At 66.9% G+C, this 16012-nt stretch carries 15 protein-coding genes; 13 read left to right on the plus strand and 2 right to left on the minus strand.

Going from position 1 to position 16012, the window contains the following annotated elements:
- Window positions 1–40 precede the first annotated feature (40 nt).
- Window positions 41–835, minus strand: a complete 795-nt coding sequence (locus NWF24_RS10675; protein ID WP_258354139.1) for an IclR family transcriptional regulator domain-containing protein — start codon at window positions 833–835, stop codon at window positions 41–43.
- Window positions 836–1034: 199 nt separating this feature from the next.
- On the opposite strand from NWF24_RS10675, the gene NWF24_RS10680 reads away from it, so the two are divergent.
- The 12 genes from NWF24_RS10680 to NWF24_RS10735 all read left to right on the plus strand — a co-directional run bounded on the left by NWF24_RS10680 (window position 1035) and on the right by NWF24_RS10735 (window position 14110).
- Complete coding sequence (locus NWF24_RS10680; protein ID WP_258354140.1) at window positions 1035–1958, plus strand: shikimate dehydrogenase family protein; 924 nt, start codon at window positions 1035–1037, stop codon at window positions 1956–1958.
- Window positions 1959–1986: 28 nt separating this feature from the next.
- Window positions 1987–2820, plus strand: a complete 834-nt coding sequence (locus NWF24_RS10685; protein ID WP_258354141.1) for a shikimate dehydrogenase family protein — start codon at window positions 1987–1989, stop codon at window positions 2818–2820.
- 16 nt (window positions 2821–2836) lie between these two features.
- Window positions 2837–4048 carry a 3-carboxy-cis,cis-muconate cycloisomerase gene (gene pcaB, locus NWF24_RS10690; protein WP_258354142.1) on the plus strand — a complete coding sequence of 404 codons (1212 nt, stop codon included), beginning with the start codon at window positions 2837–2839 and terminating at the stop codon, window positions 4046–4048.
- Window positions 4045–4467 carry a carboxymuconolactone decarboxylase family protein gene (locus NWF24_RS10695; RefSeq protein WP_258354143.1) on the plus strand — a complete coding sequence of 141 codons (423 nt, stop codon included), beginning with the start codon at window positions 4045–4047 and terminating at the stop codon, window positions 4465–4467. The genes pcaB and NWF24_RS10695 overlap by 4 nt, the downstream gene beginning before the upstream one ends.
- On the plus strand, window positions 4464–5690 hold the full coding sequence (locus NWF24_RS10700) for a multidrug effflux MFS transporter (RefSeq protein WP_258354144.1): 1227 nt from the start codon (window positions 4464–4466) through the stop codon (window positions 5688–5690). Before NWF24_RS10695 ends, NWF24_RS10700 begins: the two co-directional genes overlap by 4 nt.
- On the plus strand, window positions 5687–6451 hold the full coding sequence (locus tag NWF24_RS10705) for an alpha/beta fold hydrolase (protein ID WP_258354145.1): 765 nt from the start codon (window positions 5687–5689) through the stop codon (window positions 6449–6451). The genes NWF24_RS10700 and NWF24_RS10705 overlap by 4 nt, the downstream gene beginning before the upstream one ends.
- A gap of 134 nt (window positions 6452–6585) precedes the next feature.
- Window positions 6586–8454, plus strand: a complete 1869-nt coding sequence (locus NWF24_RS10710) for a bifunctional sugar phosphate isomerase/epimerase/4-hydroxyphenylpyruvate dioxygenase family protein (protein WP_258354146.1) — start codon at window positions 6586–6588, stop codon at window positions 8452–8454.
- Window positions 8455–8500: 46 nt separating this feature from the next.
- Window positions 8501–9910, plus strand: coding sequence for an MFS transporter (locus tag NWF24_RS10715; protein WP_258354147.1), 1410 nt, complete (start codon window positions 8501–8503; stop codon window positions 9908–9910).
- A gap of 46 nt (window positions 9911–9956) precedes the next feature.
- The gene (locus tag NWF24_RS10720) at window positions 9957–10643 is read left to right on the plus strand and encodes a DsbA family oxidoreductase (RefSeq protein WP_258354148.1); all 687 of its coding nucleotides are present in this window, start codon (window positions 9957–9959) and stop codon (window positions 10641–10643) included.
- A 123-nt stretch (window positions 10644–10766) separates the two neighbouring features.
- Entirely contained in the window at window positions 10767–11237 is a 471-nt protein-coding gene (locus NWF24_RS10725; protein ID WP_258354149.1) for a hypothetical protein, read from the plus strand.
- A complete protein-coding gene (locus NWF24_RS10730) occupies window positions 11234–12835 on the plus strand; it encodes a DUF1800 domain-containing protein (RefSeq protein WP_258354150.1) in 1602 nt (533 codons plus the stop codon). The genes NWF24_RS10725 and NWF24_RS10730 overlap by 4 nt, the downstream gene beginning before the upstream one ends.
- Before the next feature lie 63 nt (window positions 12836–12898).
- On the plus strand, window positions 12899–14110 hold the full coding sequence (locus tag NWF24_RS10735; protein ID WP_258354151.1) for a DUF1501 domain-containing protein: 1212 nt from the start codon (window positions 12899–12901) through the stop codon (window positions 14108–14110).
- Between the two features lie 33 nt (window positions 14111–14143).
- Here the strand turns inward: NWF24_RS10735 and NWF24_RS10740 are convergent, their stop codons facing one another.
- The gene (locus NWF24_RS10740) at window positions 14144–14971 is read right to left on the minus strand and encodes an HDOD domain-containing protein (protein ID WP_093179481.1); all 828 of its coding nucleotides are present in this window, start codon (window positions 14969–14971) and stop codon (window positions 14144–14146) included.
- Between the two features lie 121 nt (window positions 14972–15092).
- Here NWF24_RS10740 and NWF24_RS10745 point away from each other — a divergent pair, with 121 nt between their 5' ends.
- Window positions 15093–15836, plus strand: a complete 744-nt coding sequence (locus NWF24_RS10745; RefSeq protein ID WP_258354152.1) for a tRNA-uridine aminocarboxypropyltransferase — start codon at window positions 15093–15095, stop codon at window positions 15834–15836.
- The last annotated feature ends 176 nt before the right edge of the window (window positions 15837–16012 follow it).

Raw genomic sequence — 16012 nt, forward strand, 5'->3', positions numbered from 1 at the left:
GTGCCCGGTGGATGCTGTCGGAAAGCTGTCAGTCAGACGGTCAGATCAGATTGCGCATCGCCTGCGCCGTCTCCCGCAGCACAGGCAGTACCCGAGCAACCGCATCTTCCGAGCTCTCGTGCCCCATCGGCATCGTGATGTTCAGCGCGCCCACCAGCGTGCCGTGCCGGTCGCGCAGCGGCACCGCAATGCCGCGTGAGTTCAGGTCGAGCTGCTGCTCCGACAGCGCCCAGCCCTGCGCCCGGATACGCGCGAGCTCGAGCTTCATGCGCTCCATGCTCGCGATGGTGTGCGAAGTGAAAACCGTCAGCTGCCGGGTAGTGAGCCATTCGCTCAGCTCGGCGTCGCTGCGCAGCGCCAGCATCAGCATGCCCGAGGCCGTGACCTGCGCCGGCACGCGCGCGCCGAGCACATAGCCGGTGCTCATGCTGCGGTTGGGGCCGTTGCGCGCGATGTAGACCACCTCGTCGCCGTCCATCACGCTGAGGTACGCGATCTCGTTGGTGCCCGCCGCCACCCGCTGCAGAAAGGGCTGCACCACGCGCGGCAGCCGGGCCGACTCCAGGTACGACTGGCCCAGCCGCAGCACGCGCGGCGTGAGCCAGAAGAGCTTGCCGTCGCTCGCCACATAGCCCATGTGTTGCAAGGTCAGCAGATAGCGCCGCGCGGCGGTGCGGGTCATGTTCGTGCGCTGGCCGGCCTGGCTGGCGGTGAGGCGCGGGTTGGCGTCGTCGAAGGCTTCGATGATGCTCACACCGCGCTCCAGGCCGGCGATCCAGTCGCGCTTGTCCAGGCCGGGGGGCGGCGCCGGGTCGTCCTTGCTGTCCTTGCTCATGGGCGGAAGTGTGCCTGTGTGGATGGGTTCGGAGTTTGCATTTGATGACAGTGAAAACCCTTGAATTGAACGATCAGTGATTTTTTCAGTTCGATAATCGAACGTTTTAAGCTGTCGAAGGCTGCGTGATTCAGGCGAAGCGACTATAAAGCTCGGCATCCGCCCTCGAAAAGAGCGATTGACGAACGGAAGCACGCACATGAGCCATTCCATCCGCGGCAGTACCCAGGCTTACCTGATCCCCGGCGACCCGGTTCGCAATGTGCGGCTGCCGCGCATGTTCAACGCCGCCTTCGAGCGCTTCGGCATCGACGCCGTGTTGCTGCCCATGCAGGTGCCGGTGCGCGACTTCGCGGTGTTCTTCAAATCGGCCTTTCTCGCGCGCAACGTGCGCGGCATGGTGATCGCGCCGCCGCACAAGCCGCTGGTGGTCGACCTGCTCGACGGCTGCGGCCTCTTCGGCCGCGTGGCCGGCTCGGTCAACGTGGTGCGCCGCACCGAGGGCGACCAGCTCGAAGGCGACCTGTTCGACGGCGAAGGCCTGATCGGCGCGCTCGACCACTACAACATTCCCTTTCGTGGCAAGCGCGTGCTGATCTTGGGTGCGGGCGTGAGCGCGGCGGCCATCGGCGTTGCGCTCGCCGAGGGCGGCACCGTGAATGGCGCGGCGCACATCGCCTTCTACGACAGAGCCGCTGGCAAGGCGGCAGGCGTGGCGGCCAAGCTCGACGCCTTCTTCGACGCAACTGTGGTTGCCGTGGACAGCAACGCGCCCGAAGGCTACGACCTCGTCATCAACGCCACGCAACTGGGGCTGGTCGAAGGCGATGCGTTGCCCCTCGACGTGTCGCGCATGGACGGCCATGCGGCACTGTTCGACATTCTTCTGCGCAACCAGCCCACGCCGCTGGTGCAGGCAGCGCGAGCGCGCGGACTCAACGCGCAGGCGGGCTTCGAGATGCTCATCCAGCAGATGCCGCACTACTTCCGCTATTTCGGCCATCTGGACGCTGCCGCCGCGATGCAGGCCGACGCCGATTTCCTGCGCGAAATCATCTACCCACCGGCCATGCAAGCCGAAATTGCGCAGCCCCTGCGCTACCACTCGCCCAGCGTCGCCTGAGCCCCGATTTTTCAAAGAAACAACCGACATGATTTCCGGCAAGACCACGCTCATCGCCCACATCGGCTATCCCACCGAGGCCTTCAAGGCCCCGATGATCTACAACCCCTGGTTCGACAAGCACGGCATCGACGCTGTGGTGGTGCCCATGGGCGTGAAGCCCGAGGACTACGCGGCCTCGCTGCCGCAGATCTTCAGGTTCAGCAACCTGCGCGGCGCGCTCGTGACCATGCCGCACAAGGTGACGACGATGTCGTTGGTCGACGAGGTGACGCCCACGGCGCGCGTCGCGGGCGCCTGCAACGCGATCCTCAAGCGGCCCGACGGCACGTTGCTGGGCGACCAGTTCGACGGCGCGGGCTTCGTGCGCGGCGTAGAGCGCAAGGGGCGCCTGTTCAAGGGCGCGCGCGTGCTGGTGTCGGGCACGGGTGGCGTTGGCTCGGCCATTGCCGCATCGATTGCTGCCGCCGGAGCCGCGGAGTTGATGCTGTTCGACATGAGCGAGGCCTCGGCCGGCGCATTGGCCGCGCGGCTGCGCGAGCACTATCCGCAGATGAAGGTGAGCACGGGCTCGAAGGACCCGGCCGGCTACGACGTGGTCGTCAACGCCACGCCGCTCGGCATGAAGGAGGGCGATCCGCTTCCCTTCGACGTGGACCGCATCGACCCCGGCACTTTCGTCGGCGAGGTGGTCATGAAGACCGAATACACGCCACTGCTGCAGGCTGCAAAAGCCAAGGGCTGCCAGGTGCAGGTCGGCACCGACATGCTGTTCGAAATGATCCCTGCGTACCTCGAGTTCTTCGGATTCGGCACAGCCTCCCCGGAGGAATTGCGTGCCGTGGCCCAATTGAAATATTGAAAGGCTAGGTCATCGCATGAGTATTTTTGAAGGCTTCCTCTCCACGTCCGAAACGCTAGGCGCCTTCAGCGACCGCGCCTTCGTCGACGCCATGCTTCGCTTCGAAGCGGCACTCGCGCGCGCACAGGTGGCCGAAGGGCTGATCCCCGAGAGCGCTGCGCATTCGATCGTCAGCAGCTGCAAGGTCGAGCTGTTCGACGTTGCCAAGATCGTGCGCGAGAGCGGCCGCGCGGGCAGCGTCGCGATTCCGCTGGTGAAGGCGTTGCGCGAGGCCGTCGGCCTCTTCAATGCCGACGCCGCGCCCTTCGTGCACTTCGGCAGCACCAGCCAGGACGTGATCGACAGCGCAATGGCGCTGGTCACGCGTGAAGCGGTCGCGCTCATCGAGACCGACCTTGCCAAGGCGGCCGACGCGCTGCTGCGCCTGGCCGTCACGCATGCCGAAACGCCGATGCTCGCGCGCACGCTGATGCAGCCGGCCTCGGTCACCAGCTTCGGCTTCAAGTGCGCGGGCTGGGCCGCGCCGCTGGTGCGCAGCCGCATTCGCCTGCGCGACGCCGCGAAGCACGCGCTGCAATTGCAGCTCGGCGGCGCCGTCGGCACGCTGGCGCAGATGAAGGGGCAGGGCGCTGCCGTGCGCAAGCGCATGGCCAAGGAGCTCGGCCTGGGCGACCCCGGCGCAACGTGGCACACGCAGCGCGACGAATGGGTGGCGCTTGGCTGCGAACTGGGCCTAATCACCGGCAGCCTCGGAAAGATCGCGGTCGACATCGCGCTGCTCGGGCAGTACGAAGTGGTCGAAGTCGCGGAGCCCAGCGAGCCGGGCCGCGGCGGCTCGTCGGCAATGCCGCACAAGCGCAACCCGGTGGCTTCGATGGTCGCCATCGCCGCCGCGCACCGTGCGCCACAGCGCGTGGCCGCCTTGCTCGGCGCCATGCCGCAACAACACGAACGCGCGCTCGGCGCCTGGCAGGCCGAGCTGGCCGAATGGCCGCAGCTGCTGATGTCGGCGCACGGCAGCGTGCGCGCAATGGCGGGCGCATTGCCAGGCCTGCAGGTCGACGCCGCGCGCATGCGCGCCAACATCGACCGGCTGCGCGCCGAACTCCCACGCGACGCGGCCGACGAATGGTTCGACCCCGCGCTCGCTCACAACGCCGGACAGACTGCCCTCGCCGAAGTGAAGGCGCTGCAGGCCCGGCTCACAGACAAGGAACTTGCTCAATGACCGCCCCCGAAACCCCGGCCGACGACTACGAATCCGGCCTCGTCAACCGCCGCCGCGTGCTCGGCGATGCCTGGGTCGACAAATCGCTCGCCAACCGCAACGGCTTCAACGCCGAGTTCCAGGAACTCATCACGCGCCACGCGTGGAACGACATCTGGGGCCGCCCCGCACTGGGCGACAAGACGCGCCGCTACATGGTGCTGTCGATGATGCTGGGCATCCACGCGTATGAAGAATTCGCCATGCACGTACGCGCCGCACTCGACGGCCCGCCCGAGTCGCGCCTCACGCCGGACGACATCAAGGAAGTGATCATGATGGCCGCCATCTACTGCGGCGTGCCGGTGGCCAACCATGCCTTCGGCATCGCAACCGGCATCCTGCGCGAAAAAGGCCTGCTGCCTGCGCTGCCCCAGTGACCGCGCCGGTCGCCCGCAAGAAGGGCCGGTTCGACGTCTCCTTCGCCTTGCTGCTGCCGCTACTGCTAGCGGCGCAGCCGGTGGCCACCGACAGTTATCTCCCCGCGCTTCCCGCCATTGCGAAGGAGCTCGGTTCGGCCAGCACCAGCCTCACGCTGTTCGTGCTGGCCTTCGGCTTTGCGCAACTGCTGTGCGGCCCGCTGGCCGATCGCTTCGGTCGCAGGCCGGTGCTGCTGGCGGGGCTCGGCTGCTATGCCATTGCCGCGCTGGGCGGCGCGTTCGCGGGCAGCGTGGCGCTGCTCGCAGGCTGGCGCACGCTGCAGGGCTTTTCGATGGCGGCGATTCTCGTGTGCTCGCGCGCGGCGGTGCGCGACCTGTATCCGGCGCACGAAGGCCCGCATGTCATGGCGCGCGGCCTCACCGGGCTGGGCGTGGTCGGCCTGATGGCGCCGCTGCTCGGCGCATGGCTGGTGCAGGGCGCGGGCTGGCGCTGGGTGATGGTCGCGATGGCGGTGTATGCCACGCTGCTGTTTGCACTGTGCTGGCGCTCGTTCGGTGAAACGCGCAAGCCGTTGCTGAGCGAGGGGGAATCGTCTGCGCCGCGCGGCAGCACGCGCGCCGTGTTCGCGAGCCGGTCGTTCCGCGCCTGGGCCTCGGTGGCCGCGACGACCTACGGCGGACTGTTCTGCTTCCTGCTGCTGTCGCCGATGGTCTACATCGGCTATCTGGGCTGGTCGCCCGCGTGGTACGGCTGGATCCCGGCCGGCGGCTCGCTGGTCTACATCTTCAGCACCACCATGTGCCGCACGCTGTTGCGGCGCTACGGGCCGGTGCGCACCGTGCGGCTCGGTGCTTCGCTGAGCCTGACCGGTGCGGTCATCCAGGCGCTCGGCTGCTGGCTGATGCCGCTGAGCGCCGTGCCGCTGCTGTTCGGCCATGCCGTGTACTGCCTCGGCCATGGCATCCACCAGCCCTGCGGGCAGGCGGGCGCGGTGGGCGACTTGCCGCATCTGGCGGGCCGGGCCGTGTCCTGGTCGGGCTTCGGCATGATGATGGTCGCGTTCTGCGTGGGGCAGCTGGCAGCAAGATTTGTCGATGCCGATTTTTCCAACGGCGCCTGGCCGATGGTCGTGCCGATGCTGCTGGCCGGCTGCGTGCTGATGGCCATCGCGTTCCTCTGGCTGCCGCGTCTTCAACATCCGAAAAAGGAAACCACACCATGACCCGTTTGAATGTCGTTCGCGAGGGCGAAGGCCCGATCGTCGTGCTCAGCCATGCGCTCGGTTGCGACCTGAGCATGTGGGACGGCGTGGCCGCGCAGCTCTCGCGCGCCCACACGGTGCTGCGCTACGACCACCGCAACCACGGCGCGTCGGAGGTGGTGCCCGGCGCGCTGCGCGTCGAGACGTTGGCACAGGACGTGGCCGAACTCATCCAGCGCGAGGCGGACGGCGAGCCCGTGCATTTCGTCGGCCTGTCGATGGGCGGCATGACCGCGCAGGCGCTGGCTGTACGGCACCCCGAGCTGCTGAAGACGATGGTGATCGCCAATTCGGCTGCCTACTACCCCGACCAGGCCCCCTGGCGTGCACGCGTCGAGACGGTGGCTGCGAGAGGCGTGGCCGCCATCGCCCCGGGCGCCGTGGCGCGCTGGCTCACGCCGGCCTACGTGGGTACGCCAGAAGGCGCAGTCGCCGCGAAGACGCTGCACGACGTGCTGGTGCGAACTGACGCGCAGGGCTACATCGAGAGCTGCAACGCCGTCGCGGCCATCGATTTTCGCGAGAGCAACCACCGCATTGCTGTGCCCACGCTGGTGATCGGCGGGCTGCAGGACGAGGCCACGCCAATGGCCATGTCGCAAGCCATGGTGGGCGCCATTCCGGGTGCACGCCTGGCCACCATCGATGCCGCGCACCTGAGCGCGGTCGAACGGCCGGTGGAGTTCACACAGCTGCTGATCGATTTCTGGCGCAGCCTTTGAGGGCTGTTGGCCTGGCAAGCGGCCTAGGTGTATCCCGTATTTCGTGCGAATACTGCACGTATGTGATCGATCATCGATCATTTGCCTTCTGAATTGATTGTGGCGAGGGCCGGGTGTTCCTAAAGTCCACCCCCATGCATCGCTCCATTGCCACCGTCTCGCTCAGCGGCACGCTCCGCCAGAAGCTCGAAGCCGTCGCCGCCGCCGGTTTCGATGGCATCGAGCTGTTCGAGGCCGACTTCATCAACTTCAAGGGCACGGCCTGCGAGCTGCGCCGCATCGCGGGCGACCTTGGCCTGACCATCGACCTGTACCAGCCGTTCCGCGATTTCGAAGGCATGCCCGAGCCGCAGTTCCGCCGCAGCCTGGAGCGCGCCGAGCGCAAGTTCGACCTGATGGAGGCCATGGGCGCGCCGATGGTGCTCTGCTGCTCCAACACTTCGCCGCTGTCGGTGAACGACCCGGCACTGGCCGCCGCGCAACTGCACGAGCTGGCCGAGCGCGCTGCGCGCCGCAACCTGCGCGTGGGCTTCGAGGCACTCGCCTGGGGCCGCCACACCTCGCTGTACGGCCAGGCCTGGGAGATCGTGAAGCAGGCGAACCACGCGCACCTGGGCCTGATCCTCGACAGCTTCCACACGCTGTCGCTGAAGGACGATCCGGCTGGCATCGCCAAGATTCCGGGCGACAAGATCTTCTTCTTGCAGATGGCCGATGCGCCGCTGCTGTCGATGGACGTGCTGCAGTGGGCGCGCCACCACCGCTCGTTTCCGGGACAGGGCGACTTCGACGTGGTCGGCTTCTTCGAGCAGGTGCTGCGCGCGGGCTACACCGGGCCGCTGTCGCTGGAGATCTTCAACGACATCTTTCGCGAGACGCCGAACCGCCGCACCGCGGTGGATGCGATGCGCTCGCTGCTGTACCTTGAAAGCGAAGCGCGGCAGCGGCTGGACGACGTTGAGCCCGTGCAGCTGTTCAACCCGCCGCCGTTGCCGGCGCTCTCCGGCCTGTCGTTCATCGAGTTCGCGGCCGACGAGGCATCTGCCGTCACGTTGGCCACGCTGGTGAAGCAACTCGGCTTCCGCCGCATCGGCAAGCACCGCTCGAAGGCCGTGACGCTGTACCGCCAGGGCGAGATCAACCTGATCGTCAACGCCCAGCCCGATTCGTTTGCGCGCGGCCGCTTCGAGGCGCACGGCACCTCGGTGTGCGCGCTGGGCGTGCGCTGCGACGATCCCATCGCGGCCGTGGGCCGAGCCACCGCCATGCGTTCGCAGCGGCATGACAGCCCGGTCGGCCCCAACGAACTGCGCGTGCCGGCCATCGTTGCGCCGGGCGGCAATCTCATTCACTTCGTGCCCGAAGCGCTGGGCGACAACGGTTTGTACGAAGCCGACTTCATCCTGGAAGACGATGGCACCGGCGCTAACGACGCCGGCCTGCAGCGCATCGACCACGTGGCGCTGGGCCTGGCCGTCGACCAGCTCGACACCTGGGTGCTGTTCACGCGCGCCGTGCTCGGCCTGGAGCCTGGCGAGAGCCTGGAGCTCGCCGACCCCTTCGGCCTGATCCGCAGCCGCGGCGTCGCCAACGCCGACCGCAGCCTGCGCCTGGTGCTCAACGTGTCGCTGAGCCAGCGCACCCGCACCGCGCGCACGCTGAGCGTGACGGGCGGTGGCGCGGTGCACCACATTGCGCTGAGCTGCACGGATATCTTCGACACGGCCGCCAGGCTGCGTGCAAACGGCACGCGCTTCGTGCCCATCTCCGACAACTACTACGACGACCTGGCCACGCGCATCGACATCGCGCCCGAACTGCTGGCGCGCATGCGCGAAGCAGGCGTGCTGTTCGACCGTTCGCCGGCCGGCGACTACCTGCATATCTATACCGAGAGTTTCGAGGGCGGACTGTTTTTCGAGGTCGCACAGCGCGTGGGCAACTACGACGCCTACGGTGCCCTCAACGCACCGGCGCGCATGGCTTCGCAGGCGCAGGATTGATTTGATTTCTTGATCTGATTTTTTTCGTCAACACTGGAGACAACACATGGCAACCAACACAGCCCATGAGCCGCAAGGCAGGCACCAGTCGAAGAAGGCCGCAGCAAGCGGCTGGATCGGCTCGGCGCTGGAGTACTACGACTTCTTCATCTACGCCACCGCGGCGGCGCTGATCTTTCCGCAGATCTTCTTTCCGAAGGGCGACCCCCAGACCGCCATCATCGCGTCGCTCGCGACCTACGGCGTGGGCTATGTCGCGCGCCCCATCGGCGCCTTTGTGCTCGGCCACTGGGGCGACACGCACGGGCGCAAGCAGGTGCTGGTGCTGTGCATGTTCCTGATGGGCTTCTCGACCGTGGCCGTCGGCCTGCTGCCTACCTATGACCAGGTCGGCCTGCTGGCACCGGCGCTGCTGGTTCTGCTGCGCCTGGTGCAAGGCTTTGCTGTGGCCGGCGAAATCTCGGGCGCGAGCTCGATGATTCTTGAGCACGCACCGTTCGGCCGCCGCGGCTTCTTCGCGAGCTTCACGCTGCAGGGTGTGCAGGCCGGCCAGATTCTGGCGGCCGCCGTGTTCCTGCCGCTGGCGCACTACATGCCCGAGGATGCCTTCAACTCGTGGGGCTGGCGCATTCCGTTCCTGCTGAGCTTCCTGGTCATCGTGGCGGGCTACATCATCCGTCGCGAGGTCGACGAGACGCCGGCCTTCGCCGAAGTCGACAAGAAGGGCGAAGTGGCCAAGGCGCCGATCGTCCAGGCCTTTACCGACAGCTGGGGCGACATGCTGCGCGTGGTCTGCATGGCGCTGATGAACGTCATTCCGGTGGTGGCCACCGTGTTCGGCGCGGCCTATGCCGTGCAGGCCGCCTACGGCATCGGCTTCCAGAAAGACGTGTACCTGTGGATTCCCGTGCTCGGCAACATCCTCGCCGTGATCGTGATTCCGTTCGTGGGCAACCTCTCGGACCGCATCGGCCGCCGCCCACCGATCGTCGTCGGCGCGCTGCTCTCTGGCCTGCTGTCGTTCGTGTACCTGTATGCCATCAGCATCCGCAACGTGCCGCTGGCCATCGCCATGTCGCTGCTGATGTGGGGCATCGTGTACCAGGGCTACAACGCGACCTTCCCCAGCTTCTATCCGGAGCTGTTCCGCACCCGCAACCGCGTGTCGGCCATGGCCATCTCGCAGAACATCGGCACCACCATCACCGCGCTGCTGCCCGCGCTGTTCGCCGCCGTTGCGCCTCCCGGCTCGACCAACGTGTGGTTCACCGTGGGTGCCATCACCTTCGCGGTGACGGTGCTGGCGGCCCTGGCCGCGCTCAGCGCACGGGAGACCTACCGCATCCGGATGAACGACCTCGGCAAGCCCGACGCTGTGCCGGTCGACAAGCAGGAGTACGACCGCCTGCGCGAGAAGACGCTGCACGACGCACGCCTGGCCAAGGCCGCGGCCTGAAAACCTTTCGTGCACCAAGGGTTGTGGCGCCGTGAAGAATGGCGCCATGACTACCCCTACCTCTTCCCACCTCAAGATCGACTTCGTCTCCGATGTGTCCTGTCCCTGGTGCGCCGTAGGCCTGAGTGCGCTCGAGGCGGCGCTCAGGAAGGTGGCGCCCGACGTCACTGCGGAGCTGCACTTCCAGCCCTTCGAGCTGAACCCGCAGATGTCGCCCGAAGGGCAGGACACCTTCGAGCACCTGAACCAGAAGTACGGCTCCACGCGCGAGCAGCAGGCAGAGGCGCGCGAAATGATCCGCCAGCGCGGCGCGGCAGTGGGCTTCGAGTTCAGCCCCGGAGGCCGTCCGCGTGTCTACAACACCTTCAACGCACACCGCCTGCTGCATTGGGCCGAGCTGGAAAGTCCGGCCAAGCAGGCGGCGCTGAAGAAGCTGCTGCTGAAGGCCTACTTCACCGACAGCCAGAACCCCTCGGACTCCGAAGTGCTGGTGCGCGCGGCGACCGAAGCCGGGCTCGACGCAGCCCGTGCCCGCGAGATCCTGAACAGCGACGAGTTCGCACAGGAAACCCGCGAACGCGAGCGCATGTACACCGACGCTGGCATCCACTCGGTGCCCGCGATCATCATCAACGACCAGCACCTCATTTCGGGCGGCCAACCCGTCGAGGTGTTCGAGCGCGCCCTGCGGCAGATTGCAGGCGCTGCGCCGTCCAGCCTGTCTGCAGCCTGACTTAGCTGGCGCTTAGGCGCCACCTTTGCGCTGCGTTACGAGGGTAAAGAGCGTCAACGCGGAGCGGGTCCGGATGGTTGAGGAGGCGTCCTTGACTCACCATCACTCCCAGGAGCTCCGAAGATGAAGAAGAAAAGCCTAATTGCCGCACTCGCCCTCATGGCTGCGGCTTCGTTGCCCGCATTGGCCGACGAATACGGCAAGCATCCGTTCTACCTCCACGCCCTGTCCGACCTGCAAGCGGCCGCCTGGAAGGTGGAGCACCGCCGCCCCGAAGACGGGCTGATCTCGCGCGACGAGCAGGTGGTGGTCGACGAGATCCACGCCGCCATCGGCGACCTGCAGCGCGCGGCATGGCTAGACGGCAAGCCCCTCGAATGGCGCGAGCCCACCGATGCGTGGCTGCCGCGCGAAGGCCGCCTGCATGCCGCGGTCGACCTGCTGCGCAAGGTGCGCTCCGATGTGGCGCGCGAAGAAGACGACCCGCGCTCGAGGCCGTTCCAGCAGCGCGGCCTGGCGCACGTAGACCTGGCGCTCAATACTGCACAGCACGCCATCGGCGACGTGCGCCATCACGACATGCGCATGGAATGATCGTGATGCCGGTCACTGCGTCGATCTTTTCGGTGCGCCGCGCGTCAATGGCGCTCGGTGCGTGTGCGCTGGCCTTGCTCGCGGCCTGCGCAAGCGCACCGGGCGATCAGCGGCCCGTGGTGTCGGTGTCATTGCCTTCAGCACCGCTCAATGACGCCGCCCGCCTGCGCTGGCTAGACCGCGTGAGCTGGGGCGCCAACGCGAGCAGCGATGCGCAGCTTGCAAAGCGCGGCCTGTCGCTGTGGATGCGCGACCAGCTCAACCCGCGCCCCGTGCCGCTGCCACCCGCGGCGCAGGCGCAGATCGACGCGATGAGCATTTCGCGCACGCCGCTCGACCAGCTCGTCACCGAACTCGACGCGCAACGCAAGGCGGCCGATGCGCTACCCGACGAAGACCAGAAGAAAGCCGCGCGACAGGCCTACCAGCAGCGGTTGAACGACCTGGTACGCGAAGCACAACAACGCTTCGTGCTGCGCGCGCTGTACTCGCCCAACCAGCTGCAGGAGCAGATGACGTGGTTCTGGATGAACCACTTCAACGTCAACCTGCGCAAGGACAACATTCGCGCGATGGTGGGCGACTATGAAGAGAACGCGATTCGCCCGCACGCACTCGGCAAGTTTCGCGACCTGCTCGGCGCCACGCTGCACCACCCGGCAATGCTGCGCTACCTCGACAACGCGCAGAACGCCGCCAACCGCATCAACGAGAACTACGCACGCGAGCTGATGGAGCTGCACACGCTAGGCGTGGGCGGCGGCTATTCGCAGGGCGACGTGCAGGAGCTGGCGCGCGTGCTCACCGGCGTGGGCGTGAGCAACCAGCCACTCGACGCGCCGCCGCCGAACGTGCGGCCGGCCGTGCGCGCCGACTACGTGCGCAAGGGCCTGTTCGAGTTCAACCCCAACCGTCACGACTACGGCCCGAAGACGCTGTTGGGCCAACCCATCAAGAGCAGCGGCCTGGCCGAGGCCGACGAAGCGCTCGACCGCCTGGCGCGCGCGCCGGCTACCGCGCGCTTCATCTCGCGCAAGCTCGCCGTGTACTTCGTCTCCGACGATCCGCCGCAGGCATTGGTCGACCGCATGGCCGCTGCCTTCACCCGCAGCGACGGCGACATCGCCATCACGCTGAAGGCGCTGTTCGAGTCGCCCGAGTTCACTGCATCGCTGGGCCGCAAGTTCCGCGACCCGGTGCACTACGTGATGGCCGGCGTGCGGCTCGCCTACGACGACCGCGTGGTGTCGAACGTGAACCCGATGCTCGGCTGGATCAACCGCATGGGCGAACAGCTGTACGGCCACGAGACGCCCGATGGCTATCCGCTCAACGAGGCAGCCTGGGCGAGCGCAGGGCAGATGAACACGCGCTTCGAGATTGCGCGCGCCATCGGCGCGAATGGCGCAGTGCTGTTTCGTACGGACGACAAGGCGCCGCTGGAGAAGCCGGCCTTCCCGCAGCTGGCCGATTCGCACGCGGTGCGCGCGATGCAGGTTGGCATGAGCACGGACACGCGCGAGGCGCTGGCGCAGGCGAAGAACCCGCAGGAGTGGAACACCTTCCTGTTGGCATCGCCGGAGTTGATGCGCCGCTGAGGTTTTGGTTTTTCTCCCTCCCCCTTTGGGGGAAGGGGCAAGACAGAAGAAAGGACAACCGTCATGCAACGTCGAGAACTCTTGAAGCTCATGGCCGCCGCCCCGTTCGCGGGCGCCGCTGGCCAGTTGATGGCCGCGCCCGCGGCCGAAGGCGCCAAGCTGCTGGTCGTGTTCCTGCGCGGCGCGTACGACTGCAGCAACCTGCTCGTGCCCACGAGCAGCGACTTCTACTACGCCTCGCGCCCCAACATCGCCATCGCGCGCCCCGGCACGCCCAACGGCGCGCTGCCGCTCGACAACAACTGGGGCCTGCACCCCGCGCTGGCGCAGAGCGTGATGCCGATGTTCCAGCAGAAGCAGGCCTCCTTCATTGCCTTCGCAGGCACCGACGACCTCACGCGCAGCCACTTCGAAACACAGGACTCCATCGAGCTAGGCCAGGCGCTGGACAAGCGCCGCGACTACCGATCGGGCTTCCTCAACCGGCTGGCCGGTGTGCTCGGCGCAGGGCCCGTTACCGACGTGTCGCCCATCGCCTTCACCGATCAGTTGCCCATTTCGATGCGCGGCAGCGCCAAGGCGGCCAACATGGCAATCGCGGGCAACGCACGCTCGGGCATCGATGCGCGGCAGAGCCAGATCATCACGGGCATGTACCGCAACACCGCGCTGGCCCAGCCGGTCGCCGAGGGCTTCCAGGTGCGCGACGAGGTAACTCGCGCGGTGCAGGCCGAGATGGACGCCGCCAGCCGCAACGCCATGACCGCCAAGGGCTTCGAGCTGGTGGCGCGCCGCATGGCGCTGCTGATGCGCGACCGCTTCGACCTGGGCTTCGTCGACGTTGGCGGCTGGGACACGCACGTGGGGCAGGGCGGTGCCACCGGCTACCTCGCCAATCGCTTTGAAGAACTGGGCCGCGGGGTAGCCGGCTTCGCGCAGGAGATGGGCGACGACGCATGGCGCCAGACCGTGGTGGTCGTCATCAGCGAGTTCGGCCGCACCTTCCGCGAGAACGGCAACCGCGGCACCGATCACGGGCACGGCACCGTCTACTGGGTGCTCGGCGGCGGCCTCTCGGCGCAGGCCGGCGGGCGCGTCGTGGGCGAGCAGCAGGCGCTGACGCAGGCCACGCTTTTCCAGAACCGCGACTATCCAGTGCTCAATGAATACCGGGCGGTGTTCGGCGGGCTGTTCAAGCGGATGTATGGGTTGTCGCCCGCGCAGCTTGCACGGGTGTTCGATGGCGTGGCGCCGAAAGACCTGCAACTGGTCTAGCGCGCGAAGGCCAAGGCCGAAGCCGAAGTACGGTCAGGCGATCATCGATTCGAGGTCCGCGGCAAGCTCACGCGGCGCCGGCATTTCCTGGACCATGTCCTCGGTGATACCGACGGCCAGCGCCGACTGGCTCGGCCAGAAGCCGCCGATATTGCTCAGGTCTACGCCCTGGCGCTCCAGTGCCACGCGCCACACGGCCAGATGAAGAACGCCGCCGAGCGCATCGGCATGTTCCGACTTTGCCGGGCTCACGAAGCTCGAAAGCCCACCGACCAGGTCGGGAGCGAAGCCCCAGCGCTGCGCCAGAGAAGCACTCACGTCGCCGTAGTGATATCCGAACTCGACAAGCTCGAGTTGTGCGCGCCCCAGCGCATCCAAGGGGTGGACGGCATTCAGCGCGGCCATGCGATCGGGCATTGCCTGCGCCATGATCAGGTGGCCGATGGCATGCATGCTGCCCGCGGTGAACGCCAGGTTGGGGTCGACGTGCCGGGTCTTGGAAGCCAGGTACCTCGAGACCGACGCCACGCGCAGGCTGTGGGCCCAGAACGCCGGAAGGTTGACTCCGTCCACCTTCCTGAAGGCGCCCGACAGACCCGAACTCACCACGAACGACCGGATGGCGGAGAGGCCGAGCATCAGGATCGCGCCCTGGATCGAGGAAATCTTTCGCCGAAGGCCGAAGAACGGCGAGTTGACCATCTGCAGCACCCTGGCCGCGAGCACCTGGTCAAGCTCGATCCGATGCGCGATGGCCGCGAAAGGCACGTCGTCGTCGCGCAGCATCTCAATCAGGTCGGACACCACCTTCGGCACGGTGGGGAGCGACTCGTCATTGGCAAAGAGTTCGTCGAGTGTCATGGCGTTATGGGCGTATTGCCTTTGTATGCAATGGATTTTCCTCCAGCGCAGGGCCTGCCAGAGCCTCTATCGGCGCGAATGTGTAATTTCTACGGATTCCGGTGGGGTCGAGAATCGGCGCATGCCCCACGCCCTCTCCCTCCTTCGCGCCGCCCGCCTGGCGCGAAGCGCCAAGCCTTTTCTCGCCCGTGGTGGCTTCAAGCGCGAGCGCTGCGCGGGCTGCCGCCTGGTGCCCAGTCATTGCATGTGCGCCGTGCGCCCTTCGGTGGCAACGCGCGCGGGGGTGTGCCTGCTCATGGCCGACATCGAGCCGCTCAAGCCCACCAACACCGGTTGGCTGGTCGCCGACGTGGTGGCCGATACCTTCGCCTTCGGCTGGGCCCGTACCGAAACCGATCCCGCGCTGCTGGCACTGCTGAACGACCCGCAATGGCAACCCTACGTGGTGTTCCCGGGGCAGTATGCGGCGCCCGAGCGCGTGGTACTGACCGTTCCGTCGCCTGAGGCGACCAGCAGCGGCACCGCGAAACGCCCGCTCTTCATCCTGTTCGACGCGACATGGGCCGAGGCACGCAAGATGTTTCGCAGGAGCCCCTACCTCGACCGGCTACCTGTGCTGAGCCTGCAGCCGGAACAGATCACGCAATACAAGCTGCGCAACTCCGGCCGCGATGACCATTTCTGCACCAGCGAGGTGGCCGCGATGTGCATGAACCTGGCAGGCGAGCATGCCGCCGAGCAAACGCTGGATGCCTACCTGGTGGTGTTCACGCACCACTATCTGAGCGCGAAGAACCAGCAGCCCGTGGCTTGGGATGGTGCGGCGCATCAGCGCCTGCGCGAAGTGTCCGCCTCGCGGCCCTGAAGACTCTGCCCGCCGCCGCGGCGCCGCGCGGGTGGGCGCCGCCGTGCCTCGCTCCGCCATCTACCTAGTTCCGGCGATGGCGAAGAAACAAATAGTTAACAAGAATCAACGATCTGAAACCGCCGGTAGCACTTCGGCGCGGAGCGCGGGTTTCTTTTCGTGAATCGACAAAACCA

The sequence above is a fragment of the Variovorax paradoxus genome, assembly GCF_024734665.1.
In the GTDB taxonomy this organism is placed as follows: domain Bacteria; phylum Pseudomonadota; class Gammaproteobacteria; order Burkholderiales; family Burkholderiaceae_C; genus Variovorax.